General features: G+C 63.4%; 32 protein-coding genes and 1 tRNA gene. 23 read left to right on the top strand and 10 right to left on the bottom strand.

Translation table 11 applies throughout. The features are described 5' to 3' along the window. The first annotated feature begins 9 nt into the window (after positions 1-9). From rplX to RQI28_RS08685, 17 genes are all read left to right on the top strand, one after another. Positions 10-330: a 50S ribosomal protein L24 gene (gene rplX, locus RQI28_RS08765; protein ID WP_311222952.1), complete on the top strand. Its 321-nt coding sequence runs from the start codon at positions 10-12 to the stop codon at positions 328-330. Between the two features lie 9 nt (positions 331-339). Next, the gene (gene rplE, locus RQI28_RS08760; RefSeq protein WP_056670959.1) at positions 340-879 is read left to right on the top strand and encodes a 50S ribosomal protein L5; all 540 of its coding nucleotides are present in this window, start codon (positions 340-342) and stop codon (positions 877-879) included. An 8-nt stretch (positions 880-887) separates the two neighbouring features. Continuing rightward, complete coding sequence (gene rpsN, locus RQI28_RS08755) at positions 888-1,193, top strand: 30S ribosomal protein S14 (RefSeq protein WP_056670956.1); 306 nt, start codon at positions 888-890, stop codon at positions 1,191-1,193. A gap of 20 nt (positions 1,194-1,213) precedes the next feature. After that, the gene (rpsH, locus tag RQI28_RS08750) at positions 1,214-1,609 is read left to right on the top strand and encodes a 30S ribosomal protein S8 (RefSeq protein WP_311222953.1); all 396 of its coding nucleotides are present in this window, start codon (positions 1,214-1,216) and stop codon (positions 1,607-1,609) included. Positions 1,610-1,633: 24 nt separating this feature from the next. Beyond that, the gene (gene rplF / locus RQI28_RS08745) at positions 1,634-2,167 is read left to right on the top strand and encodes a 50S ribosomal protein L6 (protein WP_311222954.1); all 534 of its coding nucleotides are present in this window, start codon (positions 1,634-1,636) and stop codon (positions 2,165-2,167) included. An 11-nt stretch (positions 2,168-2,178) separates the two neighbouring features. Beyond that, complete coding sequence (rplR, locus tag RQI28_RS08740) at positions 2,179-2,544, top strand: 50S ribosomal protein L18 (protein ID WP_311222955.1); 366 nt, start codon at positions 2,179-2,181, stop codon at positions 2,542-2,544. Positions 2,545-2,561: 17 nt separating this feature from the next. Further along, complete coding sequence (gene rpsE / locus RQI28_RS08735; RefSeq protein WP_311222956.1) at positions 2,562-3,080, top strand: 30S ribosomal protein S5; 519 nt, start codon at positions 2,562-2,564, stop codon at positions 3,078-3,080. Positions 3,081-3,094: 14 nt separating this feature from the next. Beyond that, positions 3,095-3,277 (top strand): 50S ribosomal protein L30, encoded by a 183-nt coding sequence (gene rpmD, locus RQI28_RS08730; protein WP_056670941.1) that lies wholly within the window; start codon positions 3,095-3,097, stop codon positions 3,275-3,277. Positions 3,278-3,287: 10 nt separating this feature from the next. Then, positions 3,288-3,719, top strand: coding sequence for a 50S ribosomal protein L15 (rplO, locus tag RQI28_RS08725; RefSeq protein WP_311223119.1), 432 nt, complete (start codon positions 3,288-3,290; stop codon positions 3,717-3,719). Positions 3,720-3,742: 23 nt separating this feature from the next. After that, positions 3,743-5,062, top strand: coding sequence for a preprotein translocase subunit SecY (secY, locus tag RQI28_RS08720; RefSeq protein ID WP_311222957.1), 1,320 nt, complete (start codon positions 3,743-3,745; stop codon positions 5,060-5,062). Positions 5,063-5,204: 142 nt separating this feature from the next. Then, complete coding sequence (gene rpmJ / locus RQI28_RS08715; RefSeq protein WP_005793651.1) at positions 5,205-5,318, top strand: 50S ribosomal protein L36; 114 nt, start codon at positions 5,205-5,207, stop codon at positions 5,316-5,318. A 23-nt stretch (positions 5,319-5,341) separates the two neighbouring features. After that, entirely contained in the window at positions 5,342-5,707 is a 366-nt protein-coding gene (gene rpsM / locus RQI28_RS08710; protein ID WP_056670935.1) for a 30S ribosomal protein S13, read from the top strand. A gap of 18 nt (positions 5,708-5,725) precedes the next feature. Continuing rightward, positions 5,726-6,130, top strand: coding sequence for a 30S ribosomal protein S11 (gene rpsK, locus RQI28_RS08705; RefSeq protein WP_011793799.1), 405 nt, complete (start codon positions 5,726-5,728; stop codon positions 6,128-6,130). A gap of 88 nt (positions 6,131-6,218) precedes the next feature. After that, on the top strand, positions 6,219-6,842 hold the full coding sequence (gene rpsD, locus RQI28_RS08700) for a 30S ribosomal protein S4 (protein WP_311222958.1): 624 nt from the start codon (positions 6,219-6,221) through the stop codon (positions 6,840-6,842). A gap of 114 nt (positions 6,843-6,956) precedes the next feature. Next, positions 6,957-7,949 (top strand): DNA-directed RNA polymerase subunit alpha, encoded by a 993-nt coding sequence (locus RQI28_RS08695; protein ID WP_311222959.1) that lies wholly within the window; start codon positions 6,957-6,959, stop codon positions 7,947-7,949. 90 nt (positions 7,950-8,039) lie between these two features. After that, positions 8,040-8,438: a 50S ribosomal protein L17 gene (gene rplQ / locus RQI28_RS08690; RefSeq protein ID WP_311222960.1), complete on the top strand. Its 399-nt coding sequence runs from the start codon at positions 8,040-8,042 to the stop codon at positions 8,436-8,438. Between the two features lie 18 nt (positions 8,439-8,456). Further along, positions 8,457-8,533 (top strand) — tRNA-Met (locus tag RQI28_RS08685). Between the two features lie 35 nt (positions 8,534-8,568). On the opposite strand, the gene RQI28_RS08680 is transcribed toward RQI28_RS08685, so the two are convergent. Then, a complete protein-coding gene (locus RQI28_RS08680) occupies positions 8,569-8,856 on the bottom strand; it encodes a hypothetical protein (protein ID WP_311230888.1) in 288 nt (95 codons plus the stop codon). Here RQI28_RS08680 and RQI28_RS08675 point away from each other — a divergent pair. Then, positions 8,855-10,120 (top strand): Hsp70 family protein, encoded by a 1,266-nt coding sequence (locus tag RQI28_RS08675; protein WP_311222961.1) that lies wholly within the window; start codon positions 8,855-8,857, stop codon positions 10,118-10,120. The genes RQI28_RS08680 and RQI28_RS08675 overlap by 2 nt on opposite strands. An 82-nt stretch (positions 10,121-10,202) precedes the next feature. On the opposite strand, the gene rsmI is transcribed toward RQI28_RS08675, so the two are convergent. After that, positions 10,203-11,171 carry a 16S rRNA (cytidine(1402)-2'-O)-methyltransferase gene (gene rsmI / locus RQI28_RS08670; protein ID WP_311222962.1) on the bottom strand — a complete coding sequence of 323 codons (969 nt, stop codon included), beginning with the start codon at positions 11,169-11,171 and terminating at the stop codon, positions 10,203-10,205. Here rsmI and RQI28_RS08665 point away from each other — a divergent pair. From RQI28_RS08665 to RQI28_RS08655, 3 genes are all read left to right on the top strand, one after another. Continuing rightward, complete coding sequence (locus RQI28_RS08665) at positions 11,171-11,617, top strand: YraN family protein (protein WP_311222963.1); 447 nt, start codon at positions 11,171-11,173, stop codon at positions 11,615-11,617. The two genes, rsmI and RQI28_RS08665, sit on opposite strands and share 1 nt — an antisense overlap. Before the next feature lie 84 nt (positions 11,618-11,701). After that, the gene (locus tag RQI28_RS08660; protein ID WP_311222964.1) at positions 11,702-12,298 is read left to right on the top strand and encodes an SIS domain-containing protein; all 597 of its coding nucleotides are present in this window, start codon (positions 11,702-11,704) and stop codon (positions 12,296-12,298) included. Further along, a complete protein-coding gene (locus RQI28_RS08655) occupies positions 12,295-13,068 on the top strand; it encodes a BON domain-containing protein (protein WP_311222965.1) in 774 nt (257 codons plus the stop codon). The genes RQI28_RS08660 and RQI28_RS08655 overlap by 4 nt, the downstream gene beginning before the upstream one ends. Before the next feature lie 42 nt (positions 13,069-13,110). Here RQI28_RS08655 and RQI28_RS08650 read toward each other — a convergent pair whose 3' ends face one another. From RQI28_RS08650 to RQI28_RS08635, 4 genes are all read right to left on the bottom strand, one after another. Beyond that, entirely contained in the window at positions 13,111-14,040 is a 930-nt protein-coding gene (locus RQI28_RS08650) for an NAD(P)-dependent oxidoreductase (protein ID WP_311222966.1), read from the bottom strand. Between the two features lie 117 nt (positions 14,041-14,157). Next, complete coding sequence (locus tag RQI28_RS08645) at positions 14,158-15,294, bottom strand: PilT/PilU family type 4a pilus ATPase (RefSeq protein ID WP_311222967.1); 1,137 nt, start codon at positions 15,292-15,294, stop codon at positions 14,158-14,160. A gap of 40 nt (positions 15,295-15,334) precedes the next feature. Beyond that, entirely contained in the window at positions 15,335-15,967 is a 633-nt protein-coding gene (locus tag RQI28_RS08640) for a cyclic nucleotide-binding domain-containing protein (RefSeq protein ID WP_311222968.1), read from the bottom strand. A 58-nt stretch (positions 15,968-16,025) separates the two neighbouring features. Next, on the bottom strand, positions 16,026-17,069 hold the full coding sequence (locus RQI28_RS08635; protein ID WP_311222969.1) for a type IV pilus twitching motility protein PilT: 1,044 nt from the start codon (positions 17,067-17,069) through the stop codon (positions 16,026-16,028). Positions 17,070-17,130: 61 nt separating this feature from the next. Between RQI28_RS08635 and RQI28_RS08630 the strand changes: the two genes are divergently transcribed. Then, positions 17,131-17,865 (top strand): YggS family pyridoxal phosphate-dependent enzyme, encoded by a 735-nt coding sequence (locus tag RQI28_RS08630; RefSeq protein ID WP_311222970.1) that lies wholly within the window; start codon positions 17,131-17,133, stop codon positions 17,863-17,865. An 87-nt stretch (positions 17,866-17,952) separates the two neighbouring features. On the opposite strand, the gene ltaE is transcribed toward RQI28_RS08630, so the two are convergent. The 4 genes from ltaE to RQI28_RS08610 all read right to left on the bottom strand — a co-directional run bounded on the left by ltaE (position 17,953) and on the right by RQI28_RS08610 (position 23,816). Continuing rightward, positions 17,953-19,017 carry a low-specificity L-threonine aldolase gene (ltaE, locus tag RQI28_RS08625; protein WP_311222971.1) on the bottom strand — a complete coding sequence of 355 codons (1,065 nt, stop codon included), beginning with the start codon at positions 19,015-19,017 and terminating at the stop codon, positions 17,953-17,955. 104 nt (positions 19,018-19,121) lie between these two features. Further along, a complete protein-coding gene (locus tag RQI28_RS08620) occupies positions 19,122-20,537 on the bottom strand; it encodes an efflux transporter outer membrane subunit (RefSeq protein WP_311222972.1) in 1,416 nt (471 codons plus the stop codon). A gap of 5 nt (positions 20,538-20,542) precedes the next feature. Next, entirely contained in the window at positions 20,543-22,573 is a 2,031-nt protein-coding gene (locus tag RQI28_RS08615; protein ID WP_311222973.1) for a MacB family efflux pump subunit, read from the bottom strand. A gap of 34 nt (positions 22,574-22,607) precedes the next feature. Beyond that, a complete protein-coding gene (locus tag RQI28_RS08610) occupies positions 22,608-23,816 on the bottom strand; it encodes an efflux RND transporter periplasmic adaptor subunit (RefSeq protein ID WP_311222974.1) in 1,209 nt (402 codons plus the stop codon). 215 nt (positions 23,817-24,031) lie between these two features. Here RQI28_RS08610 and RQI28_RS08605 point away from each other — a divergent pair, with 215 nt between their 5' ends. Further along, entirely contained in the window at positions 24,032-25,165 is a 1,134-nt protein-coding gene (locus tag RQI28_RS08605) for an aminotransferase class V-fold PLP-dependent enzyme (RefSeq protein WP_311222975.1), read from the top strand. The last annotated feature ends 38 nt before the right edge of the window (positions 25,166-25,203 follow it).

Here is a 25,203-nt window from a genome sequence, read left to right as displayed (position 1 = left end):
GGACTCGCGATGAACAAGATTCGCAAGGGCGATGAAGTGGTCGTGCTCACCGGGCGCGACAAGGGCAAGCGTGGCACTGTGTCGCTGCGCAAGGATGACTCCCACGTGGTCATCGATGGCATTAATGTGGTCAAGAAGCATGTCAAGCCAAACCCCATGAAGGGTTCCACTGGCGGCATCGTGGAGAAGTCCATGCCTATCCACCAGTCCAATGTGGCCATTTTCAATGCGGCGACCGGCAAGGGCGATCGCGTTGGCATCAAGGTGCAGGCGGATGGTTCGCGCGTTCGCGTGTTCAAGTCCAGCGGCGCTGAAATCAAGGCGGCGTAAGGAGTCAACATGGCACGACTGCAACAACAATATCGCGACAAGATCGCCCCTGAACTGGTCAAGCAGTTCGGTTACACGTCGACGATGGAAGTTCCTCGTCTGACGAAGATCACGCTGAACATGGGCGTGAGCGAAGCTGTCTCCGACAAGAAGGTCATGGATAACGCCGTGGCTGACTTGACCAAGATCGCCGGCCAGAAGCCCGTGGTCACCAAGGCCAAGAAGGCTATCGCTGGTTTCAAGATCCGCGAAGGCCAGGCTATCGGCTGCATGGTCACGCTGCGTGGCGTTCAGATGTATGAATTCCTGGATCGTTTCGTGACGGTGGCTCTGCCCCGCGTGCGTGACTTCCGTGGTATTTCTGGTCGCGCCTTTGATGGCCGTGGCAACTACAACATCGGCGTCAAAGAGCAGATCATTTTCCCTGAAATTGAGTACGACAAGGTAGATGCCTTGCGCGGTCTCAATATCAGCATCACCACGACGGCCAAGACCGACGAAGAAGCCAAGGCGCTTCTCGCTGGCTTCCGTTTTCCCTTCAAGAACTGAGGCGGCGTATGGCTAAAGTAGCTTTGATCCAGCGCGAACTGAAGCGCGAAAAACTGGCCGCCAAGTACGCTGCCAAGTACACGGAGCTGAAGGCTATCGCTGGCGATGCCAAGCGTAGCGACGAAGAGCGTGATGCAGCCCGTCTGGGTCTGCAGAAGCTTCCCCGTAACGCGAATCCCACGCGCCAACGCAACCGTTGCGAAATCACCGGCCGTCCACGTGGCACGTTCCGCCAGTTCGGTCTGGCTCGCGCGAAGATCCGTGAACTGGCTTTTGCCGGCGACATCCCTGGTGTCACCAAGGCCAGCTGGTAAGCAGGCAGGAGAGATACAACATGAGCATGAGTGATCCCATCGCTGACTTGCTGACCCGCATCCGTAACGCGCAGATGGTCTCCAAGGCCACCGTGTTGGTGCCTTCTTCCAAAGTGAAGATTGCCATCGCACAAGTGCTGAAGGACGAGGGTTATATCGACGGCTTTCAGGTTAAGACCGAAGCTGGCAAGTCCGAACTCGAAATCGCACTGAAGTATTACGCCGGTCGCCCGGTGATCGAGCGCATCGAGCGTGTGAGCCGTCCTGGCCTGCGCGTATACAAAGGTCGCGACTCCATCCCTCAGGTCATGAACGGCCTGGGCGTTGCCATCGTCACGACCCCGCAGGGCGTGATGACTGATCGCAAGGCGCGCGCTGTCGGTGTCGGCGGCGAAGTACTTTGCTACGTCGCTTAACCGTGGCATTGAGGAGAAACTGAAATGTCCCGCGTAGGAAAAATGCCGGTGACCATCCCCGCTGGCGTGGATGTGTCCATCAAGGGCGATCAAATTAGCGTGAAGGGGACCGGCGGCACGCTGTCGCTCACCCAGAACGCTTTGGTCAAAGTGTCCAACAACGATGGCAAGCTCGGCTTCGAGCCTGCCAATGAGTCTCGCGAAGCCAATGCCATGAGCGGCACCATACGCCAGTTGGTGAACAACATGGTGCTGGGCGTGAGCAAGGGCTTCGAGAAGAAGCTCAACCTGATCGGTGTGGGTTACAAGGCGGCTGCCTCTGGCGCCAAGTTGAACCTGAACGTGGGCTACTCGCACCCCGTGAACTTCGAAATGCCAGAAGGCATCACCGTTGCCACCCCGACCCCGACTGAAATCGTGATCAAGGGTGCCGACCGCCAACGCGTCGGCCAATTGGCTGCTGAGATTCGTGCTGTTCGTCCACCCGAGCCCTACAAGGGCAAGGGGATCCGTTATTCGGACGAAAAGATCACGATCAAAGAGACCAAGAAGAAATAAGGAGCTGCAACATGTTGACCAAGAAAGAGCAGCGTCTTCGTCGTGCCCGCCAGACCCGTATCCGCATTGCACAGCAAGGCGTGGCGCGTTTGACGGTGAACCGTACGAACCTCCATATCTACGCCAGTGTGATCTCCGGCGACGGCAGCAAGGTGCTGGCCAGTGCATCCACGGCCGAAGCCGACGTGCGCAAAGAGCTGGGTGGTTCGGGCAAGGGTGGCAATGCTGCCGCGGCCCAGGCCATCGGCAAGCGCATCGCTGAAAAGGCAAAGGCTGCCGGCATCGAGAAGGTTGCATTCGATCGTGCGGGTTTTGCCTATCACGGCCGCGTCAAGGCTTTGGCCGACGCAGCACGTGAAGCCGGCCTGCAGTTCTAAGCGGAGCGAAATACAAAATGGCTAAATTTCAACCCAAAGTGCAAAGCGAAGGCCAGGACGACGGTCTGCGCGAAAAAATGATCGCGGTGAACCGCGTCACCAAAGTCGTGAAGGGCGGCCGTATTCTCGGCTTCGCTGCACTGACGGTGGTTGGCGATGGTGATGGCCGTGTAGGCATGGGCAAGGGTAAGTCGAAAGAAGTGCCCGCTGCTGTGCAAAAGGCGATGGAAGAATGCCGTCGCAACTTGGTGAAGGTTGCCCTCAAGAGCGGCACCATTCACCACTCGGTGAAGGGTCACCACGGCGCAGCGTTTGTGGAACTTCATCCAGCCCCCAAGGGTACTGGCATCATTGCTGGTGGTCCCATGCGCGCTGTTTTCGAAGTTGTGGGCATCACCGACATCGTGGCTAAGAGCCATGGTTCCTCGAACCCATATAACATGGTTCGCGCCACCTTCGACGCACTTATTCACTCCACGACTCCTTCGAACGTGGCGGCCAAGCGCGGCAAGTCGGTCGAAGACATCTTCGCCTGAACGGAGCTGAGCAAATGACTACGCAACAAACCGTCAAGATTCAACTGGTGCGCAGCCCTATCGGCACCAAAGAGTCGCACCGTGCCACCGTACGCGGTCTGGGCCTGCGCAAGCTGAACAGCATCAGCGAACTGCAGGACAGCCCTGAAGTGCGCGGCATGATTAACAAGATCAGCTATCTGGTCAAGGTCCTCTGAGAGGTTGATGATGGAACTCAATAGCATCAAGCCCGCAGACGGAGCGAAACATGCCAAGCGCCGTGTCGGCCGCGGTATTGGCTCCGGCCTGGGCAAAACCGCAGGTCGCGGTCACAAAGGTCAGAAGTCGCGATCGGGTGGCTACCACAAGGTAGGCTTTGAAGGCGGTCAAATGCCTCTGCAACGCCGTCTGCCCAAGCGGGGTTTCAAGTCGCATCTGCTGAAATTCAATGCAGAAGTGACGTTGACCGCGCTGGACAACTTGGCACTCGCTGACATCGACTTGCTGGCACTCAAGAGTGCTGGTCTGGTGGGTCAACGCGCCAAGGTGGTGAAAGTGATCAACACGGGTTCGCTGAGCAAGGCTGTAAAGCTGTCAGGCATTGGCGCAACCGCCGCTGCCAAGACGGCCATCGAAGCCGCTGGCGGCAGCGTCGCCTGATTCGGATCTGAAGGAAGGCATCCGTGGCTACTAACGCAGCTCAAATTGCGAAAACCGGTAAGTTCGGCGATTTGCGTCGCCGGCTGGTTTTTCTGCTGCTCGCGTTGGTCGTGTATCGCATCGGGGCACACATCCCCGTGCCAGGCATCGATCCAGCGCAGCTGCAGCAGCTGTTCAGTGGCCAGCAAGGCGGCATCCTGAACCTGTTCAACATGTTCTCTGGCGGGGCGTTGTCTCGCTTCACGGTGTTTGCACTGGGGATCATGCCGTACATCTCGGCATCGATCATCATGCAGCTGATGACGTACGTCATACCGACATTCGAGCAGTTGAAGAAGGAAGGCGAAGCCGGTCGTCGGAAGATTACGCAGTACACGCGCTACGGCACGCTGGGTCTGGCGATCTTTCAATCGCTGGGCATTGCCGTCGCGCTGGAAAGCTCTGCTGGTTTGGTGTTGACGCCAGGATTCGGATTTCGTCTCACGGCCGTGGTCAGTCTGACAGCAGGAACGATGTTCCTGATGTGGCTGGGCGAGCAAATTACTGAGCGCGGGTTGGGCAACGGGATTTCGATCTTGATCTTCGCAGGTATTGCGGCAGGTCTGCCAAGCTCGATAGGTGGCTTGCTGGAGTTGGTGCGGACAGGTGCAATGAGCATTCTGGCTGCCATCTTCATCGTAATCGTGGTCGGCCTGGTAACGTACTTCGTGGTGTTCGTAGAGCGTGGGCAGCGCAAGATCCTTGTGAACTATGCGCGGCGACAGGTGGGTAACAAGGTGTATGGCGGTCAATCGTCGCACCTGCCACTGAAGCTGAACATGGCTGGCGTGATCCCACCGATCTTTGCGTCGTCGATCATTCTGTTGCCGGCAACGGTGGTGAACTGGTTCAGCGCAGGCGAGTCGATGCGTTGGTTGCGTGATATATCGAGCGCATTGACACCCGGGCAACCGGTGTACGTGATGTTCTACGCTGCAGCCATCGTATTCTTCTGCTTCTTCTATACGGCGCTGGTGTTCAACAGCCGCGAAACCGCCGACAACCTGAAGAAGAGCGGAGCGTTCATCCCCGGGATTCGTCCAGGTGAGCAAACCGCGCGCTATATCGACAAAATTCTGGTGCGTCTGACGCTGGCTGGCGCCGTGTACATCACGTTCGTTTGCCTGTTGCCAGAGTTCCTGATCCTGAAATACAACGTTCCGTTTTATTTCGGTGGCACGTCGCTTCTGATCATTGTGGTAGTAACCATGGACTTCATGGCCCAGGTTCAAAACTACATGATGTCGCAGCAGTATGAATCGCTTCTCAAAAAGGCGAACTTCAAAGCGACGCCCGGGACGTAAGTCTGGGGTGTTTCAGAGAACTACGCTATAGTCGCGGGTTCGCCTGAGCAGGTTACAGTTATTGATGCCTCCGATCATCGTGGGCGCAAATTTTGTGTTCCGCGCTGTGGCCGGGACGAATGGCAAGTTTTAGGAGAATGAAATGAGAGTTTCGGCTTCGGTCAAGAAAATCTGCCGCAACTGCAAGATCATCCGCCGCAAGGGTGTGGTGCGCGTGATCTGCACGGATCTGCGTCACAAGCAGCGCCAAGGTTGACTGGAAAGTATTAGAGGACGCACATGGCACGTATCGCTGGCATCAACATTCCGCCGCATCAGCATGCTGAAATCGGCTTGACCGCTATTTTTGGCATTGGTCGCACCCGTGCTCGCAAGATTTGCGAAGCATGCGACATCGCTTATTCCAAGAAGATCAAAGATCTGACGGATGGCGACCTGGAAAAAATTCGCGATCAGATCGCTCAGTTCACCATCGAAGGCGACTTGCGTCGCGAAACGACGATGAACATCAAGCGTCTGATGGACATCGGCTGCTATCGCGGGTTCCGCCACCGTCGTGGTCTGCCCATGCGCGGCCAGCGCACGCGTACCAATGCCCGCACCCGTAAGGGTCCGCGCAAGGGCGCAGCGGCACTCAAGAAGTAAAGAGATTGAGAGATCACTATGGCTAAGTCCCCTGCCAATAACGCGGCACAGCGTGTCCGCAAGAAGGTTCGCAAGAACGTGTCGGATGGCATCGCCCACGTGCATGCCTCCTTCAATAACACCATCATCACGATCACCGATCGCCAGGGCAATGCATTGTCTTGGGCTTCGTCCGGTGGCCAAGGCTTCAAGGGCTCGCGCAAGTCGACGCCCTTCGCAGCCCAGGTCGCTTCGGAAGTGGCCGGTCGCGCAGCGATTGAACAAGGCATCAAGAATCTTGACGTTGAGATCAAGGGCCCAGGCCCTGGTCGTGAATCGTCAGTGCGCGCCCTCGGTGCGTTGGGTATCCGCATCACGTCCATCTCTGACGTGACCCCGGTTCCCCACAATGGCTGCCGTCCTCAAAAGCGCCGCCGTATCTGATTTTTCTCTGAAGCCCACCGCCACCGCTTGCCTTGCGCAGCGGTGGCTCCCGCAATCCTTTTGCGGAAGATGACACAAGGAAGCTCAAGTGGCACGTTACCTCGGCCCCAAGGCCAAACTCTCCCGCCGTGAAGGCACCGATCTGTTCTTGAAGAGCGCACGTCGCTCCATCGCGGACAAGTCGAAGTTCGATTCCAAGCCAGGCCAGCACGGTCGCACCTCAGGTGCCCGTACGTCTGACTATGGTCTGCAATTGCGTGAAAAGCAGAAGGTCAAGCGCATGTACGGCGTGCTGGAAAAGCAATTCCGCCGTTACTTCGAAATGGCTGACCGCCGCAAGGGCAACACCGGCGCCAACTTGCTGTTCCTGCTGGAATCCCGCCTGGATAACGTCGTGTACCGCATGGGCTTCGGCTCCACGCGTGCTGAAGCTCGCCAACTGGTGTCGCACAAGGCGATCACCGTGAATGGCCAGTCGGTCAACATTGCGTCTTACCTGGTGAAGACCGGTGACATTGTGGCCGTGCGTGAAAAGTCCAAGAAGCAGAACCGCATCGTTGAGGCCCTGCAGTTGGCCCAACAAGTCGGTATGCCCGCCTGGGTCGAAGTCAATGCCGACAAAGCAGAAGGTACCTTCAAGAAGGTGCCTGATCGTGATGAATTCGGTGCTGACATCAACGAATCGCTGATCGTTGAGTTGTACTCGCGTTAATTCGCACTGATCCCCGTTTTCGAGAAATTCGTTCCTAAACCGCGAGGCATCGCGGTTTAGGCGCTTCACAGCCTTACCGGTGTAACGAGCTGGGGGTATTGAGAGGAAGTCTGCATGCAAACCAATTTGCTGAAGCCCAAGGCAATCAATGTCGAGCAGCTTGGCCATAATCGCGCCAAAGTTGCACTGGAACCGTTCGAGCGGGGCTACGGCCACACGTTGGGTAACGCTATCCGCCGTGTTTTGCTCTCGTCCATGGTGGGTTACGCAGCAACGGAAGTCACGATTGCAGGCGTTCTGCATGAGTACTCTTCGATCGACGGCGTTCAAGAAGACGTGGTCAACATTCTTCTGAACCTCAAGGGCGTGGTGTTCAAACTCCACAACCGCGACGAAGTAACTTTGAGCTTGCGCAAAGACGGCGAAGGCGTTGTCACCGCGCGTGATATCCAGACGCCTCACGATGTCGAGATCGTCAACCCAGACCATGTGATTGCTCATCTGTCTGCTGGTGGCAAGCTCGACATGCAGATCAAGGTGGAAAAAGGCCGTGGCTACGTGCCGGGCAACCTGCGCCGTTATGCTGACGAGTCGACCAAGTCGATTGGTCGCATCGTGCTGGATGCATCTTTCTCGCCAGTGAAGCGTGTCAGCTACACGGTAGAGAGCGCCCGCGTTGAACAGCGTACCGACCTGGACAAGCTGGTTGTCGAGATCGAGACCAATGGTGCCATCACTGCTGAAGATGCAGTGCGTGCTTCTGCCAAGATCTTGGTCGAGCAGCTGGCAGTGTTTGCGCAACTGGAAGGCGGCGAGTTGGCGGCGTTTGATGCGCCAGCCGGTCCTCGCGGCAATGCCACGTTCGACCCGATCCTGCTGCGTCCAGTGGACGAGCTGGAACTGACAGTGCGTTCTGCCAACTGCCTGAAGGCCGAGAACATTTACTACATCGGCGATCTGATCCAGCGTACCGAGAACGAGTTGCTCAAGACCCCCAACCTGGGTCGCAAGTCGCTCAACGAGATCAAGGAAGTTTTGGCTTCGCGCGGCTTGACGCTGGGCATGAAACTGGAAAACTGGCCTCCTGCGGGCTTGGACAAGCGTTAAGTTATAATTTTGGGCTCTCTTTATAGAGCCAGTGCACCGGGCAGTACCTGATACGGCTGCCCGTTTTAATTACAGATAAGGAAAAGCACCATGCGTCACGGACACGGCCTTCGCAAACTCAACCGCACTTCTTCGCACCGCCTGGCGATGCTGCAGAACATGATGAACTCGCTTATCGAGCATGAGGCCATCAAGACCACTGTGCCCAAGGCCAAGGAACTGCGCCGTGTGATCGAGCCCATGATCACCCTGGCCAAGGAAGACACCTTGGCTAATCGTCGCCTCGCTTTCAACCGCCTGCGTGATCGCGATAGCGTCACGAAGCTGTTCAACGATCTGGGTCCGCGCTTCAAGGCACGTCCAGGTGGCTACACCCGTATTCTGAAGATGGGTTTCCGCGTGGGCGATAACGCACCCATGGCTTTTGTCGAGCTGGTGGAGCGTGCTGCAGAACAGAATGCAGATTCCTCCGCAGAAGCTGCAAAGTAAGCTATAATTCACTCTTACCGCGCGATGGAGCAGTCTGGTAGCTCGTTGGGCTCATAACCCAAAGGTCGGAGGTTCAAATCCTTCTCGCGCAACCAATCTCGGCACGCAAATGCTGTAACAAAACGCCCACTCAATAGTGGGCGTTTTTGTTTTTGTCGAGTAAAGCGTTGTGTCGCCGCTTCGCCAAGCGTTTGGCATCTCTTTGGTTGCGGGTAACGTTGTAAACGCGAACCTGCGAACCTGCGAACCTGCGAACCTGCGAACCTGCGAGCAAGCGATGGCGGGGCAAGTCATAGGGCTTTGCTCTCCTGATGGCACACCGGCCGAGGTTTCCCATGCTGTACGCAGCCTTCCACTCCATCGTTTGATTCAGTGGCCTGCGCTTTTCGCTGAACTCCCTTTCATTTCTCTGTTCCATGGCGATTCTTTCCGGCTCTACCCTTGGCATCGATTTCGGCACCTCGAACTCAGCAGCCTCCTTGCTGACCAAGGGCAGCGCGGGTTCCCGTCTGATTCCGTTGGATGGCAACGGTGCGGCAATCATGCCCACGGCACTCTTTTTCAACACGGAAGATCACAAGACCCACTACGGCCGCGACGCGGTGCTCCAGTATCTGGAAGGGGTAGAAGGGCGGCTGATGCGCTCGCTCAAGAGTCTGCTGGGCAGCACGCTGTTGCAAGACAAGACGTCTGTGCACGATGCGCTTGTCAGCTACCAGGACATCATCTCGATCTTCATGCGCCACATCGCGGTGCAGGTGCGCGGCGCGCTGGATGGCGCCATGCCCGAACGCGTGGTCCTCGGCCGGCCAGTGCATTTCGTCGATGACGATCCGGCGCGCGATCGACTCGCCGAAAACGCATTGCGCCAGGCCGCAGCCGATGCGGGCTTCTCCAACATCTCCTTTCAGCTGGAGCCCATCGCCGCTGCCCTCGATTACGAGCAGCGTATGACGCACGACGCTCTCGTGCTGGTCGTGGACATTGGCGGTGGAACGTCGGATTTCACGGTGGTTCGCCTGGGGCCGAGCCGTGGAGGTCTGCCGGATCGCAGCCGCGATGTGCTGGCAACAACGGGTGTCCACATCGGTGGTACCGATTTCGACCGCCGGCTCAATCTGGAACAGGTGATGGGGCACATGGGTTTCCGCCACATCGGGCCGCAGGGTCGAGAAGTGCCGAGCCGGGTGTTCTTCGACCTTGCCACCTGGCACCTGATTCAGTGGCAGTACGCGCAGAAGTCGGTGCGCGAAGCTCAGCAGTTGCGCTCCGACTATGCCGATACCCGGTTGCACGACCGCCTGATGACGGTGTTGAACGAGCGATGGGGGCATCGGCTGGCGAATGCGGTCGAGCTGGCCAAGATCGACGCCTCGCGCTTCAATGCGCCTGCGCCCATCGAGCTGGACTGGCTGGAATCCACACTGACCGCCGAAGTGCGACCCGAAGATCTGGCGCTCCATCTGGACGCCGCCTTGCGACAGGTGGCTGCGTGCGCTGCGGCGTGCGTGGCGACGGCCGGGCTGCGTCAGCAGGACATCGGCGCGATCTACCTCACCGGTGGCTCGTCTGCCCTGCGCCCCTTGCGCGACGTGCTGACCGAAGCGTTTCCTGGCATTCCCCAGGTGGAAGGTGATCTGTTCGGCGGTGTAGCGTCTGGGCTGGCGTACAGCCAAAGCTGATGCCGGATATGATGCTATTAAAATAATAGCTACTGACGCTTGATTGGAGAGCGCTAGAGGCCAAAATGGCTCGAAGTAGTGCTCATTCGCCCTGATGTGTGGCGGTAGCGTCGTCTTCGTCTTCGTTGCTCTCGACCTCCCGGCGCAGTTGCAACGCCAGGTCGTACAGCGCATTGCGCGGCCGGCCGGTGATGTCTGCGGCCAGTTTGACTGCCGTTTTGAGTGGCAGCTCCGCCAATAGCAGTAGCAGCACCCGGCGGCCTTCGGCGTCATCGTCCTTTGCCGCCGCCGGCAGCGGGTGCAGCAACACGACAAATTCTCCACGTGCGCGCTGCGGATTGCCGTTCAGCCACTCGGTCAGCGCGCGGGCGGGGTGGGTGGTGATTTCTTCGAACTGCTTGGTGAGCTCACGGGCCAGCGTGACCGGCCGTTCGCCCAACACTGCCAATGCGCTGGCCAGTTCTTCGATGCGGTGCGGAGCCTCCAGCAGCACGACGCAGCGGGTCTCCACAGCCAGTTGCTGCACAGCCGTAGTGCGCTCGGCGCCACGGGGCGGCAAGAAGCCCGCAAACAAAAATCCTCCGGCACCCGGGCCGTGCGCCACGGCGCCTGCGGCGCTCAGCGCAGTAGTCACGCTGCTGGCGCCAGGCAGCGGCAGGCAACGCAAACCGGCGCTGGCCACCGCGTGGGCCAGGCGCGCGCCAGGGTCGCTCACGCCCGGCGTGCCGGCATCGCTGACGTAGGCCACGCGCTGGCCCTGGCGCAGGCGCTCCACTACGCCCTCGGCGGCTTCGGTTTCGTTGTGTTGGTGCACGGCCAGCAGTTGGGCGCCGCCCTTGTCGATGCCGTAGGCGCGCAGCAGTGACTGCGTGTGGCGCGTGTCTTCACAGGCGATGGTGTCGGCCATCTGCAGCACGTGCAAGGCCCGCAGTGTGATGTCGGCCAGATTGCCGATGGGCGTGGCGACCACATACAGCGTGCCCTGCGGATAATGCTGGCTAGCCGCCGCATCGCGCGCGGCACTCAGGGCTGAAGCGAAAGAGGCGCTCAATGGGATTCCTTGGAAAGAACTTCGGCTGGGGCAGAGATGACAAGGCCGTGACGGCGACTGCGCCAGCGACAGCAGCAAAGCGCACGACGCGCGAGCGCGGCAATGCGGCGGAAGATCGTGCGCTGGCGCATCTGCTGGCCGCACGGCTGACTTTGATGGAGCGCAATTATCGGACGCCTGGCCGGGGTGGCGGTGAAATCGACCTCGTCATGCGCGACCGCGACGGCACGCTGGTCTTCGTCGAGGTGCGCAGCCGGGCCAGCCGCGCCTTCGGGGGCGCGGGCGGCAGCATCGGCCAAGTGAAGCAGCAGCGCATCGTGCTGGCCGCGCGGCACTATCTTCTGCGTTGGCCGGCACCGCCAGCCTGTCGCTTCGACGCGGTGCTGGTGGAAGGCCCGAGCGCCGCCGAGATCGAGTGGCTGCGCGGTGCCTTCGATGCAGGATAGACCCCACCTAGGCCCGAACAACCCCGCCACGCCGGTACCCTTTGCTACAAAATCCATAACACCCTTGGGTATCATCCACGCCCCATGCTAGAGCAACGCATCCAACAGCACTTCATCGACAGCGCCGACCTGAAATACCAGGCGGCGCAAGCCCTCAGCCACCCCATCGGCTCCGCCATTCAAGCCATCCTGGCCTGCGTGACCAGCGGCGCCAAGGTGCTGGCCTGTGGCAGCGGCCCGTCTGCAGCAGATGCCCAACTCTTCGCCGCGCTGTGCGTAGGCGGATTCGAAAGGGAGCGCCCGGAACTGGCCGCCGTCGCGCTCATGCCCGGGAGCGCCTGGATGGGCGGCGGATCGGATGACCACGATGCGTCGGCGTTGGCGCGACAGGTGCGAGCGCTCGGCCAGGCTGGTGACGTGCTGGTCGCTTTGTCGGTCACTGGCAACGATGCACCGGTACTGCAGGCCGTGCAGGCAGCACACGAGCGCGACATGACGGTGGTGGCGCTGTGCGGCCGCACCGGTGGCGCGCTGGCCGCGCTGCTGCGTGAGACCGACGTGCAGATCGCCGTGCCGCACGACCGCGCTGCGCGGGTGCGCGAAGTCCATGCCCTGGTGCTGCACTGCCTGTGCGACGGGGTGGACGCCCAGTTACTTGGTGAACAGGAGATACCGCTATGAAGTTTCAGTTGTCCCGCACGATGTGCGTTCTGTGTGCCGCCGCGGCGCTGACGGCGGGCCTGTCGGCCTGCGCCCCGATCCTGATCGGTGGCGGTGCCGTGATGGGCGCCATGGTGGCTACCGATCGCCGCACCGCCGGCACGCAGGTGGAAGACGAGGGCATCGAGCTGCGCGCCACCAACCGCATCCGCGACACGCTGGGCGACCGGGTGCACGTCAACGTGACCAGCTTCAACCGGCAGGTGCTGCTGACCGGCGAGGCCACACGCGCTGAAGACAAGCAGCGGGTCGAACAGATCGCGCTGGGGGTCGAGAACGTGCGTTCCGTGGTCAACGAGGTAGGCGTGATGGCAGCGTCATCGCTGACGCAGCGCTCCAACGACACCTTCATCACGGGCAAGGTACGCGCCAGCCTGGTGGACGCCAAAGACCTGGTCGCCAACACCTTCAAGGTGGTGACCGAACGCGAGGTCGTCTACCTGCTGGGCCGCGTCAGCCAACGCGAGGCCACCCGCGCGACCGACATCGCCCGGGGCGTGAACGGCGTGCGCAAGGTGGTGCGGGTGTTCGAGATCGTGTCGGAAGAAGAGCTGGCGCGCGCGCCGGTCAAGGCGCAGCATCAGCCGGCCCCCGTGGTGCAAGACCCGGCCGCTGCCAGCTACCCACCGCCTGCCGCAGCCCCCATGGGCGTGCAGGCTGCGCCTCTGGCACCATTGCCGGCCACGCAGCCCGCACCGGCTTCCGGTGTCGTCACCCAACCCGTGCGCTGAGCACCCGCTGGATGGAAGCCAGGCGCAGCGTGCGCCTGACGCTCAGGCCTTTTTCTTCACACCCAGCCGGGTGATCAAACTGGACGTGTCCCAGCGCGCGCCGCCGGACTGCTGCACGTCGGCGTAGAACTGGTCCACCAGCGCCGTGACGGGCAGGCGGGCGCCATTGCGGTGCGCTTCGTCCAACACCAGGCCCAGATCCTTGCGCATCCAGTCGACTGCGAAGCCGAAGTCGAAGCGGCCTTCCACCATCGTCTTGCCGCGGTTGTCCATTTGCCAGCTCTGCGCGGCGCCCTTGCCGATCACGTCGAGCACCAGCGGCATGTCGAGCCCGGCATGCTGGCCGAAGGCCACGGCCTCCGACAGGCCTTGCACCAGGCCCGCGATGCAGATCTGATTGACCATCTTGGCCAACTGGCCCGAGCCGCTGTCGCCGATGCGGGTGAAGGCGCGAGAAAAGGCCAGCGCCGTGGGCCGCACCGCATCGAAGGCTGCCGCGTCACCGCCGCACATCACCGTCAGCTGGCCGTTCTGCGCCCCGGCCTGGCCACCTGATACGGGCGCGTCGATGAACTGCAGGCCCAGGGTGCGTGCTGCTCCGTACAGCTCGCGCGCCACTTCGGCGGACGCGGTGGTGTGGTCCACGAAGATGGCGCCCGGCTGCATGCCGGCGAAGGCGCCGTCGGCACCCAGCACCACCGAGCGCAGGTCGTCGTCATTGCCCACGCAGCAAAAGACGATGTCTGCGCCCTGTGCCGCATCACGCGGCGTTTGGGCATGTTTTACGGCTCCAGCGCTTGCAAATTCAGCGCTCCACGCTATTGATTTGGTAGCGGTGCGGTTGTACACCGTGACCTCATGGCCCGCCAGCGCCAGATGACCGGCCATGGGGTAGCCCATGACGCCCAGGCCCAGGAAGGCGACCTTCCGGGATGGTGCGGATTCGTAGCTGCGAGGATTCGTGCTTGGCATGGCGAAAGGTCTCCTGGAAAAAAAGCAGCCCGCGAATCGCGGGCTGGCAGGGTGGCGGCGGACGGCGAAGACGCGATGGTAAATCGGTCGGTTCGCGTTGAACGCCGAGGCGTGTGCTTAAACGATCGCGAAATGTTCGGTGCCCGATGCCAGGTCGCCCGATTTGGCCCGCTGGCTGCCCAGCTTGATCTGCAGGCGCAGATCGTTGAGCGAGTCAGCATTGCGCAGCGCGTCTTCGTAGGTGATGACGTTGGCCTCGAACAGGTCGAACAGCGATTGATCGAAGGTCTGCATGCCGAGGTTGCGGCTCTTCTTCATGATCTCCTTGATCTCGACGACCTCGCCCTTGAAGATCATGTCGGCGATCAGCGGCGTGTTCAGCATCACCTCGACGGCGGCAGCGCGGCCCTTGCCGTCCTGCTTGGGGATCAGGCGCTGCGAGATCATGCCGCGCAGGTTGAGCGACAGGTCCATCAGCAGCTGCGCGCGGCGTTCTTCGGGGAAGAAGTTGATGATGCGGTCGAGCGCCTGGTTGGCGCTGTTGGCGTGCAGGGTCGCCAGGCACAGATGGCCGGTTTCCGAGAACGCCACGGCGTGTTCCATCGTTTCGCGGTCCCGGATTTCGCCCATCAAGATCACGTCGGGCGCCTGGCGCAGCGTGTTCTTGAGTGCGGCCTCCCAGCTGTCGGTGTCCAGGCCCACTTCGCGCTGGGTCACCACGCAGTTCTTGTGCGGATGCACGAACTCGATCGGGTCTTCCACCGTGATGATGTGGCCGAACGAGTTTTCATTGCGCCAGTCGACCATGGCCGCCAGCGTGGTCGACTTGCCCGAGCCGGTGGCGCCCACCAGAATGCACAGGCCGCGCTTGGCCATCGCCACTTCTTTCAACACCTGCGGCACGCCCAGGCCGTCGATGGTGGGCAGCTGCAGCGGAATCGTCCGCATCACCATGCCCACGCGCCCTTGCTGAATGAAGGCGTTCACGCGGAAGCGGCCAATGCCAGAAGGCGAGATGGCGAAGTTGCATTCCTTGGTGCGTTCAAAGTCCGCCACCTGCTTGTCGCTCATCACCGAGCGCGCCAGCGTCAGCGTGTGCGCTGGCGTCAGCGGCTGCGGCGACACCTTGGTGACCTTGCCGTCCACCTTGATCGCGGGCGGAAATTCCGCCGTGATGAACAGGTCGCTGCCGCCCCGGCTGACCATCAGCTTGAGCAGATCGCTGATGAATTTACTGGCCTGATCGCGTTCCATCAGACGGCTCCCCGGGCGGCGGATTCAACGCGGGGGGCGCTCATTTCTGGCCCTCGCTCAGTCGCGCGCTCACCACGCGCAGGCGCTGCGACAGCTTGCGTGCCAGCAGGGCCACCAGGCTGGCGGCCAGTTGCGGGTCTTTGGACATCATCTCGTCCATGGCCTCGGCGCTCAGCACGGCGATCTCGCAGTCGGTCAGCGTGGTGCAGGCCGAAAAGCGGATGCCGCTGTCCAGCAGCGACATCTCGCCCAGGATGTCGCCCGGCCGTGTTTCAGCCAGGCGAAGGTGCTCGCCCCAGGGCTGCACGCGGTCCACGGCGATGGTGCCCGTGAGCAGCACGACCATGAAGTTGCCGTACTCGTCCTGGCGGATCACGTCGCGCGCCGCAGAGACGGCCGCGAACTGGAAGAAGCGCTCCATGCGGTCGACGGCGTCCTTGTCCAGGTGCGCCATGTACTTGTCTTTCGACCACAGCGCCTGCAGCAGCTTGCCGCCCCGGCTGGCGGGCAGGCGCTTGGCGCCGACCTCGACCGCGCGGGCCTCCCACGGCACCAGCATGGCGCTGTCCACGCCCTGTCCGGCGAAAGCCGTGGTGAAGAACACGGAATCGCCGTGCTCTTCCGCGCCCTTGCTGCGCGACTTGGACTTCAGAAGTCCGAGGATGCCTTTCATGGGATGCTCCGTGTGCGGCTGGCCGCTGTGTCTGTAAGGGGGCGCCCGGCTGGGGATCTCAGCCCGGGAAGTTGTCCGGAATCTTGGCTTTGCCGCGCGCTTCGGCCGGGCTGATGATGTTGCGGCGGACCAGGTCGGTGAGGTTCTGGTCCAGCGTCTGCATGCCCACGCTGTTGCTGGTCTGGATGGTGGAATACATCTGCGCCACCTTGGCCTCGCGGATCAGGTTGCGGATGGCACTGGTGCCCAGCATGATCTCGTGCGCCGCCACGCGGCCCGCGCCGTCCTTGGTCTTGCACAGCGTCTGCGAGATCACGGCCTGCAGCGATTCGGACAGCATGGCGCGCACCATTTCTTTTTCTTCGGCCGGAAACACGTCGATGATCCGGTCGATGGTCTTGGCGGCGCTGGACGTGTGCAGCGTGCCAAAGACCAGATGGCCCGTTTCCGCCGCCGTCATGGCCAGGCGGATGGTTTCCAGGTCGCGCATTTCACCGACCAGAATCGCGTCCGGGTCTTCGCGCAGGGCGGATTTGAGCGCGGCCGCGAACGACAGCGTCATCGGCCCGACTTCACGCTGGTTGATCAGGCACTTCTTTGATTCGTGCACGAATTCGATGGGGTCTTCCACCGTCAGAATGTGCGCGTATTCGCTTTCGTTCAGGTAGTTCACCATGGCCGCCAGCGTGGTGGACTTGCCCGAACCCGTGGGGCCCGTCACCAGCACCAGGCCGCGCGGCTTCAGGGCCAGGTCGGCGAAGATCTTGGGCGCGTTGAGCTGCTCGAGCGTGAGGATCTTGCTCGGGATGGTTCGGAACACCGCCGCGGCGCCGCGGTTCTGGTTGAACGCGTTGACGCGAAAGCGCGCCAGGCCTTCGATTTCGAACGAGAAGTCGATTTCGAGAAACTCTTCGTACACCTTGCGCTGGGCGTCGCTCATGATGTCGTAGACCATGGCGTGCACCGTCTTGTGGTCCAGCGCGTCCACGTTGATGCGGCGCACGTCGCCGTGCACGCGGATCATGGGCGGCAAACCGGCCGAGAGGTGCAGGTCGGATGCCTTGTTCTTCACGCTGAAGGCGAGCAGCTGGGTGATGTCCACGGGGTTCCCTCGGTCGTATGGGTGCGGTCTGCGGCGGGTTTGGTACGCTCGCCCAAACATTATGACGACGATTGGTAACAACCTCCAACAAGTGCGTACGCGCATTGACGCGGCTTGCGCGGCGGCCGGGCGCAGTGCTGCCGACGTGTCGCTGCTGGCCGTCTCCAAGACTTTCGGGCCTGAAGCGGTGCGCGATGCCGCGCTGGCCGGGCAGCGGTGCTTTGGCGAAAACTACGTGCAGGAAGCCGTCGAGAAGATGGCCTTGGTGGCCGCCATGCATCTGCCGCAGGCGCTGCAATGGCACTGCATCGGCCCGCTGCAAAGCAACAAGACGCGGCTGGTGGCGGCGCACTTCGACTGGGTGCACACGGTGGACCGGCTGAAGATTGCCGAGCGCCTGTCGGACCAGCGGCCCGCCGATCTTGCGCCCCTGCAGGTCTGCATTCAGGTGAACGTGGATGGCGGCCCCACCAAGGCCGGCGTGCCGCCCGAAGAGGCCGTGGCCCTGGCGCGCGCTGTGGCGCGGCTGCCACGCCTTGCGCTGCGGGGCGTGATGGCCATTCCCGATGCGGTGGAAGATTTCGCCGCGCAGTGCGCCGTGCATGAGCGCGCCCGCAGCGTGTGGGCCGATGTGCGCGCTGCCCTCGCCAGCGACGGAATGCAAGGCTGGGAGCGTGTGGATACGCTGTCGCTGGGCATGACGGCCGACCTGGAAGCCGCCGTGCGCGCGGGCAGCACGATGGTGCGCGTGGGCAGCGGCATCTTCGGCGGGCGCCACTACCCGGCGTCGACTTGAAGCCCTCGCAGTTCTTAAGCCAAAAAGGCCTCTAGCGCTTATCCATCAAGCGCTTCTAGCTATCAATAAGCTAGCAAATGCCTTGGGTCACGCTTTGAAGCGCTGCACGCAGTCCAGCGCATCGGCCACTTCCTGCGCCGTGACATCCAGATGCGTCACCCATCGCACACGCGCCTGGCCTGCATAAAGGCCGCTGGTCACGCGCACGCCGTGGCGCGCTAGCCAGTCGGTAAAGGCGGGGGCCACGTCGGCGTGCAGGTCGGTGAACAGGATGTTGGTGTTCGCCGATGCCACCGTCAGCCGGCCCGCCAGCACAGGGTGGCTGCGGCCGGCTTCGGCCAAGCCCTCGGCCAACGTGCGTGCCAGTGCATGGTCTTGCGCCAGCCGGCGCACGTGGTGTTCCAGCGCGTGCTGGCCGGCGGCAGCCAGCAGCCCAGCCTGGCGCATGCCGCCGCCCAAAATCTTGCGCGTGCGCCGCGCACGGGCGATGAAGTCCTTCGAGCCCAGCAGCAGCGAGCCCACCGGCGCGCCCAGCCCCTTGCTGAGGCACAGCGAGACCGAGTCGAAGTGCGACGTCAGCGTGCGTGCCTCGTCGTACACGTCGGTACCGTTGGCTTCGGCGTTGGCAGTGGCGGCGTTGAACAGGCGCGCGCCGTCCAGGTGCATGGCCAGCCCGCGCGATCGCGCCAGCTGCGCCACGTCGGCCACGTAAGGCGTGGGCAGCACGCGCCCGCCGGTGGTGTTTTCCAGCACCACCAGCCGGGTGCGCGCGAAGTGCGGGTCGTCTGGCTTGATGGCGGCGGCGATGTCGGCCAGCGCCAGCGTGCCGTCGGCTTGCGATTCCACCGGCTGCGGCTGGATGGAGCCCAGCACCGCCATGCCGCCGCCTTCCCAGCGGTAGGTGTGCCAGCTCTGGCCGACGATGGCCTCGTCGCCGCGCTGGCAGTGGCCCATCAGCGCGATCAGGTTGGTCTGCGTGCCGGTGGGCGCGAACAGGCTGGCCTCGAACCCCAGCAAGGTGGCCGCATGTTCCTGCAGCGCGTTCACGGAAGGGTCGTCGCCGAAAACGTCGTCGCCCAGCGGGGCGGCGAGCATGGCCGCGCGCATGGCGGGGGTGGGCTGGGTGACGGTGTCGCTGCGGAAATCAGGCATGGCGTGGTGCGGCAGGGCAATGAATCGAACAAGCCTCGCATCCTACGGTGGCGTCACCCGGGCGCCGTGCCGCGTGGCGGGATGGCACCGCGCCGAACGCCGCCTCAGCGGCCGCCTGAGCCACCGCCGAGCGCCTGGTACAGCGTCGCGTGGTTGGTCAGGCGGGAGAGGCGGTTGTCCGACAGCGCGATCTCGGCCGAGCGGCGCTTTTCCTGCGCGTCCAGCCAGGGCCGCAACGCTACGGCGCCGGCGCGGTAGCGCACTTCGTACAGCTGCTCGGCGCGGCGCGCGTCGGCCAGCGACTGTTCTAGCTGCACGCCCTGCTCGGTGAGCTGGCGGCGAGCCGACAGCGCGTTGTCCACGTCGACGAAGGCCTGGTAGAGCGTCTGGCGGAAGGCGACCACGGCTTGCTCGTAGTCGGCGCGGGCGATGTCGGTGCTCAGCTGCATCTCGGTGCGGTTGAGGAACGGCAGCACCAGCCCCGCACCCAGCGTGGCGAGCGGGTTGGCCAGCAGGTTGCCCAGCGAGCTGCTGGAGCCGCCCAGCGCGCCCGTCAGCGACAGGCGCGGGTAGTACGACAGCCGCGTGGCGTCCGCCGTGGCCAGCGATTCGCGCAGGCGCAGCTCGGCCGCACGCAAATCGGGCCGGCGACCCAGCAGCTCGGCTGGCAGGCCTGCGGCCACGTCGGGCAGGGCGGTATCGGGCAGCGCCTGCGGCGCGCTCCAGCCCGGTGCGGCCGGGCCGCTGGCCGAGCCGTCGAATAGCAGCACCAGCGCGTTGGACGTTTCCACATACTGCTGCTGCAGCTGCGCCATGGCGGCGCGCTGGCTGGCCAGGCTCTGGCGCGACTCGGCCACTTCCAGCGTGGAGACGGCGCCCGCGTCGTATTGCGCCTGGATGAGCGCCAGCGTGCGTTCGGCATAGCGAATGCTCTCTGCGGAAGACGCCAGCCGCTGGTTGAAATGGCCCAGCTGCCAATACAGCGTGGCGGTGGTGCCGACCAGCGCCTGCGCTGCCGCTTCGCGGTCTTGCGCGGTGGCAAGCGTCTCCCAGCGCGCAGCGTCGGTCGATGCGCCCAGGCGGTTCCACAGGTCGGCCTCATAGCTCACGCCCACCGATGCAGAGTTGGAGCGTGTGGTCGATCCGCCATCGAGCGGGCGGTTGGCGCCGCTGTTCACGCTGGCGCTGAAACTGGGGCGGTTCTCCGACAGGCGCGCCTGCAGTTGCGCACGCCGCACGCGAATGGCCGCCACGGCCAGGTCGTTGTTGCGGGCGAGCGCGGTTTCGACCAACTGGTCGAGCACCGGGTCGCCGAAGGCCTTCCACCATTGGCCAGTGATGGCCGTGGCGTCGCGCGCCGCGCTTTGTTGGGTGACTGCATCTGCGGCGGCATGCTGCCATTGCGCGGGCACCAGCGCGCTGGGCGCTTCGTAGGGGGTGCGCAGCGTCGAACAGCCGGCCAGGGCCAGTGCAAGCACCAGTGTGGCGGGGCGAAGAAAAAGAGAAGAAGGGCGATGCATTGTTTTCACTCGCGGGCTAACGCTTCCACAGGGTCAAGTCGGGCGGCGCTGCGCGCGGGCAGGAAGCCGAAGACCACGCCGATCAACGTGGCGCAGACGAAGGCGGCCACCATCGAGCCGTGCGAATACACCATCTGAAAGTCGCTGCTGGTGCGCGCGAAGATCTGCCCGAAGCCCAGCGCCGCGAGGATGCCCAGCACCCCGCCGATCAGGCACACCAGCACCGCTTCGATCAGAAACTGCTGCTGAATGTCGCTCTGACGCGCGCCCACGGCCATGCGTACGCCGATCTCGCGGGTGCGCTCGGTCACGCTCACCAGCATGATGTTCATCACGCCGATGCCGCCCACGATGAGCGAGATCACGGCGATGGAGCTGATCAAGAGCGTCATCGTCTGTGTGGTCGCCTCGATGGTCTGGCGGATGCTGTCGGTGTTGAGCACATAGAAGTCCTTGCGGCCGTGGCGCTGCTCCAACAGCTGGTTGATGCCTTGCTCGGCCGCGCTGGTGGGAGCGTCGTCCCGCACGCGCACGGTGATGCTGCGCAGATAGCTTTGGTTGACGATGCGGCTCATGGCCGTGGTGTAGGGCACGAACACGTTCAGCGCCTCGGTGTTGCCAAAAGCCGACTCGCTCTTGGCCGCCACGCCGATCACGCGCACCGGAATGCTGCCCAGCAAAATCACTTCGCCCACCGGCTCGGGCGTGTTCGGAAACAGCGTCTTGCGCGTGTTGTCGTCGATCACCGCCACCTGTTCGCGCCGCGCCACGTTGTCGGCACCGAACTCGCTGCCCTGCACCACCTTCACGCCCTTGACGCGAAAGTACTGCTCGCCCGCGCCCACCACGGTCATCGCCGCCTCGATGTTGCGGTAGCGGCCGGTGACCGAGTTCTGCAGCGTGGGCGTGACGCTGTCCACGTAGCTTTGCTGCGCCAGCGCCGCCGCATCGGCCGGCACCAGCGTGCGCACTCGGCCCGAACGCGGGTCGCCGAAGCCGGTGCCCGAGAACACCTCGATGGTGTTGGTGCCGATGGAGCTGATGTTCTTGAGCACCTGCTGGCGCGAGCCTTCGCCCAGCGCCACCACCGCCACCACCGAGGCGATGCCGATGATGATGCCCAGCATGGTCAGGAAGGTGCGCAGGCGGTGCGCATTCATCGCCAGCAGCGCCATCTGAAAGGCCTCGATGAAGCGGTCACGCAGGGCGCCGACGCCATTGCGCGCGGCAGGGCGCGGCGGCAGCGCAGGCGCTGCGCCGCGCGGCCCCAAGCCGGCCATGCGGGCCGTCGGGCGGTCGCCAATGATCTCGCCGTCGCGGATCTCGATGATGCGTTCGGCATGCTCGGCCACCGCCATGTCGTGCGTCACGATGATGATGGTATGGCCTTCGGCGTGCAGCTCCTGCAGGATCTTCATCACCTCTTCGCCGCTGGCCGTATCGAGCGCCCCCGTGGGCTCGTCGGCCAGGATCACGCTGCCACCGTTCATCAGCGCTCGGGCGATGGACACGCGTTGCTGCTGCCCGCCCGACAGCTGCCCCGGCCGGTGGCCCGTGCGGTCCGACAGGCCCAGCCGGCCCAGCAGGGCGGCCGCGCGGTCGTGGCGCGCACCGGCGGGCGTGCCGGCATACACAGCGGGCACTTCCACGTTGCCACGCGCGGTCAGGTCGCCCAGCAGGTGGTAGCGCTGGAAGATGAAGCCAAAGTATTCGCGCCGCAGCGCAGCCAGCTCGTCCGGCCCCAGCTGGCCGGTGGCGCGACCGGCGACGCGGTAGGTGCCGGCGGTGGGCTTGTCCAGGCAGCCCAGGATGTTCATCAGCGTGGACTTGCCCGAGCCAGACTGCCCGACGATGGCGACCATCTCACCCGCGTGAATGGCCAGGTTGACGTCCTTGAGCACGGCGATGGTGCCTTCGCCGGCGGGGAACTCGCGGCGAAGATCGCGCAGCTCCAGCAGCGGCGTGCCCGCTGGTGCCGAATGGGACGGCGCGGCAGGCGACGGGCCCGTGGCGGAAAAGGAAGGGTCCTGTTTCATGGCGATGTGATCAATTGGCGCGGTTGCAGCTGCATCACATGCGCATCGGCGGGCGGCGGTTGCCCTGTTGCGGCCCGGCGCCCGGCGCGGTGGCTTCGCCCAGCACCACCTTGTCGCCTTCGGCCAGGCCTTCGGTGATCTCGGCATTCACGTTGTTGTTGATGCCGACCTTCACCTTGCGCGGCTGCGGGTTGCCTTCGGCGTCCAGCACGCGCACGGTGGTGCCGTCACGTCCGCGCCGGCCCAGCGCCGACGATGGAATGACGATCACGTCCTTGGCCTGGGCGCGCACGATGGAGACCTGCGCGGTCATGGAAATGCGCAGCTTGTTTTCGGGGTTGGGCACGTCGAACAGGCCGTTGTAGTAGACGGCCGTGGTCGAGCTGGAGCTGGTGGTGCTGGTGGACGCAGTCGAGTCGGTCAGGATGGCATCGGTGGCCGGCTCGATGGTGCGCAGCTTGGCGTTGTAGCGCCGGTCGGGCTCGCCCAGGATGGTGAAGTACACCGGCAGATCGGGCTTGACCTTGACGACGTCGGCCTCGGAGATCTGCGTCTTCACCGTCACCGTGTCCAGCTGCGCTACCTTGATGATGGTGGGCGTCGTCTGGTTGGCGTTCACCGTTTGGCCCTGTTGCACCACCAGCGCTACCACCACGCCGTCGATGGGCGAGACGATCTTTGTGTAGCCCAGGTTCACCTTGGCCGTTTCCGCCGTGATGCCGGCCTGCTTGATCTGCGCCTGCAGCGCCGCGATGTTGGCGCGCGTGGTGTTGCGCGTGGCCTCGGCGGCTTCAAAGTCGGCGCGTGAGCCGGCCTCGGCGTCTAGCAATTGCCTTTGACGCTTGTAACTTAGCTCCGCTTCGTTCAGTGCCGCCTGTTGCGCCGTCAGCTGCGCGCGCACGTTCTCCAGCGCGGCCTCGGCATTGCGCACGTTGTTTTGCTGGGTGGTGGAATCGATCTCGGCCACCAAGTCGCCCTTCTTGACCGTCTGGCCCAGTTCCACGCGCAACACCTTCACCTGGCCCGACACCTGCGCGCCCACGCTGACCTGCTTGAAGGCCTGGATGGTGCCGGTGGCCAGCACCGCGTCTTCGATGTCGGCCTTGGCCGCCGTCGTCGTCACGAAGCGCGGTGCCGGCGGGGCCTGGAAGAAAAGGCGCCAGGCACCGAAGGCGAGGGCGGCCAGCGCGAGAAGGAGCAGCGCGATGCGCCAGGGCTTGGAGATCTTGCGGGCGATGGACATGAAATTCCTGGAAATGTCGGCTGGACGGCGGCGCATTGTCCACGCGGGGCGCGGGCTTGCCGTCGATGCCACCGAGTGTGCCAAGGCAGCATGGCGTGCCCGTGCCGCCCTCGTAAAGTTAGGTAAACCGCAGAGGTTGCGCGGGCCGCCGAAGCCCGACAAGTGCCGTGCTAAGCTGCCCCGCGCATTTTTTTGTCGTGACTTGGAGATCCCACATGCCTGGCCTGCTGCCCCACATCGACCCCGACGGTCTGCTCGAATTTTCGGTGGTCTACACAGACCGCGCGCTCAACCACATGTCCAAGCGCTTCACCGGCGTGGTGCAAGACATCCTGGCTACGCTCAAGCAGGTCTACGGCGCCCACACGGCGGTGCTGGTGCCAGGCAGCGGCACCTTCGGCATGGAAGCGGTGGCGCGCCAGTTCGCCAACCGCGAGAAGGTGCTGATCGTGCGCAATGGCTGGTTCAGCTATCGCTGGAGCCAGATCTTCGACGCGGGCGGCCTGGGCGGCGGCGCGGTGGTGTGTAAGGCGCGCCCGCAGGGCGACGGCCCGCAGGCGCCTTGGGCGCCGTGCCCTGCGAACGATGTGGCCGCTGCCATTCGCGCTGAGCGCCCCAAGGTCGTGTTCGCCCCGCATGTCGAAACCGCCAGCGGCATCATCCTGCCCGACGACTACCTGCGCACCGTGGCCGATGCGGCGCATGAGGTGGGTGCGCTCTTCGTGCTCGACTGCGTGGCGTCGGGCGCAATGTGGGTGGACATGCGCGCCACCGGCGTGGACGTGCTGATCAGCGCGCCGCAAAAAGGCTGGAGTGGCTCGCCCTGCTGCGCCATGGTGATGATGAGCGAGCGCGCTCGCGAAGCCATCGAAGGCACGCAAAGCTCCAGCTTCTCGTGCGACTTGAAGAAGTGGATGCAGATCGCCGAAGGCTACGAAAAAGGCCAGCACGCCTATCACACCACCATGCCCACCGACGCGCTGGTGCAACTGCGTGACGTGATGCTGGAAACGCGCGACTACGGCTTTGAAAAGGTGCGCCAGGAACAGATCGCGTTGGGTGCTCAGGTGCGCGAGCTGCTCGAATCGCAAGGCCTTCCCAGCGTGGCCGCCGACGGCTTCAAGGCGCCGGGCGTGGTGGTCAGCTACACCACCGACCCCGGCATTCAGAGCGGCGCCAAGTTCGCCGCCGTGGGCCTGCAGACCGCCGCCGGCGTGCCGTTGCAGTGCGACGAAGGCCCCGAATTTCGCACCTTCCGCATCGGCCTTTTTGGCCTGGAGAAGTGGCACAACGTGGACCGCACCGTGGGCCATTTGCGCACGGCGCTGAGCCAGGTCATCTCCCGCTGAGGCAGCGGGGCAAAGCCGCGCCGATTGGACGGGTCGCA

The organism is Acidovorax sp. WCS2018Noco2-16, assembly GCF_031843945.1.
Lineage (GTDB): Bacteria > Pseudomonadota > Gammaproteobacteria > Burkholderiales > Burkholderiaceae_C > Paracidovorax.
This window is presented reverse-complemented; position numbering and strand designations above follow the sequence as displayed.

Coding starts and splice junctions, on each gene's coding strand:
- rplX (WP_311222952.1), top strand. CDS start 10: ATGAACAAGATTCGCAAGGGCGATGAAGTGGTCGTGCTCACCGGGCGC.
- rplE (WP_056670959.1), top strand. CDS start 340: ATGGCACGACTGCAACAACAATATCGCGACAAGATCGCCCCTGAACTG.
- rpsN (WP_056670956.1), top strand. CDS start 888: ATGGCTAAAGTAGCTTTGATCCAGCGCGAACTGAAGCGCGAAAAACTG.
- rpsH (WP_311222953.1), top strand. CDS start 1,214: ATGAGCATGAGTGATCCCATCGCTGACTTGCTGACCCGCATCCGTAAC.
- rplF (WP_311222954.1), top strand. CDS start 1,634: ATGTCCCGCGTAGGAAAAATGCCGGTGACCATCCCCGCTGGCGTGGAT.
- rplR (WP_311222955.1), top strand. CDS start 2,179: ATGTTGACCAAGAAAGAGCAGCGTCTTCGTCGTGCCCGCCAGACCCGT.
- rpsE (WP_311222956.1), top strand. CDS start 2,562: ATGGCTAAATTTCAACCCAAAGTGCAAAGCGAAGGCCAGGACGACGGT.
- rpmD (WP_056670941.1), top strand. CDS start 3,095: ATGACTACGCAACAAACCGTCAAGATTCAACTGGTGCGCAGCCCTATC.
- rplO (WP_311223119.1), top strand. CDS start 3,288: ATGGAACTCAATAGCATCAAGCCCGCAGACGGAGCGAAACATGCCAAG.
- rpmJ (WP_005793651.1), top strand. CDS start 5,205: ATGAGAGTTTCGGCTTCGGTCAAGAAAATCTGCCGCAACTGCAAGATC.
- rpsM (WP_056670935.1), top strand. CDS start 5,342: ATGGCACGTATCGCTGGCATCAACATTCCGCCGCATCAGCATGCTGAA.
- rpsK (WP_011793799.1), top strand. CDS start 5,726: ATGGCTAAGTCCCCTGCCAATAACGCGGCACAGCGTGTCCGCAAGAAG.
- RQI28_RS08695 (WP_311222959.1), top strand. CDS start 6,957: ATGCAAACCAATTTGCTGAAGCCCAAGGCAATCAATGTCGAGCAGCTT.
- rplQ (WP_311222960.1), top strand. CDS start 8,040: ATGCGTCACGGACACGGCCTTCGCAAACTCAACCGCACTTCTTCGCAC.
- RQI28_RS08675 (WP_311222961.1), top strand. CDS start 8,855: ATGGCGATTCTTTCCGGCTCTACCCTTGGCATCGATTTCGGCACCTCG.
- RQI28_RS08680 (WP_311230888.1), bottom strand. CDS start 8,856: ATGGAACAGAGAAATGAAAGGGAGTTCAGCGAAAAGCGCAGGCCACTG.
- RQI28_RS08665 (WP_311222963.1), top strand. CDS start 11,171: ATGGGATTCCTTGGAAAGAACTTCGGCTGGGGCAGAGATGACAAGGCC.
- RQI28_RS08660 (WP_311222964.1), top strand. CDS start 11,702: ATGCTAGAGCAACGCATCCAACAGCACTTCATCGACAGCGCCGACCTG.
- RQI28_RS08655 (WP_311222965.1), top strand. CDS start 12,295: ATGAAGTTTCAGTTGTCCCGCACGATGTGCGTTCTGTGTGCCGCCGCG.
- RQI28_RS08650 (WP_311222966.1), bottom strand. CDS start 14,040: ATGCCAAGCACGAATCCTCGCAGCTACGAATCCGCACCATCCCGGAAG.
- RQI28_RS08645 (WP_311222967.1), bottom strand. CDS start 15,294: ATGGAACGCGATCAGGCCAGTAAATTCATCAGCGATCTGCTCAAGCTG.
- RQI28_RS08640 (WP_311222968.1), bottom strand. CDS start 15,967: ATGAAAGGCATCCTCGGACTTCTGAAGTCCAAGTCGCGCAGCAAGGGC.
- RQI28_RS08630 (WP_311222970.1), top strand. CDS start 17,131: ATGACGACGATTGGTAACAACCTCCAACAAGTGCGTACGCGCATTGAC.
- ltaE (WP_311222971.1), bottom strand. CDS start 19,017: ATGCCTGATTTCCGCAGCGACACCGTCACCCAGCCCACCCCCGCCATG.
- RQI28_RS08620 (WP_311222972.1), bottom strand. CDS start 20,537: ATGCATCGCCCTTCTTCTCTTTTTCTTCGCCCCGCCACACTGGTGCTT.
- RQI28_RS08615 (WP_311222973.1), bottom strand. CDS start 22,573: ATGAAACAGGACCCTTCCTTTTCCGCCACGGGCCCGTCGCCTGCCGCG.
- RQI28_RS08610 (WP_311222974.1), bottom strand. CDS start 23,816: ATGTCCATCGCCCGCAAGATCTCCAAGCCCTGGCGCATCGCGCTGCTC.
- RQI28_RS08605 (WP_311222975.1), top strand. CDS start 24,032: ATGCCTGGCCTGCTGCCCCACATCGACCCCGACGGTCTGCTCGAATTT.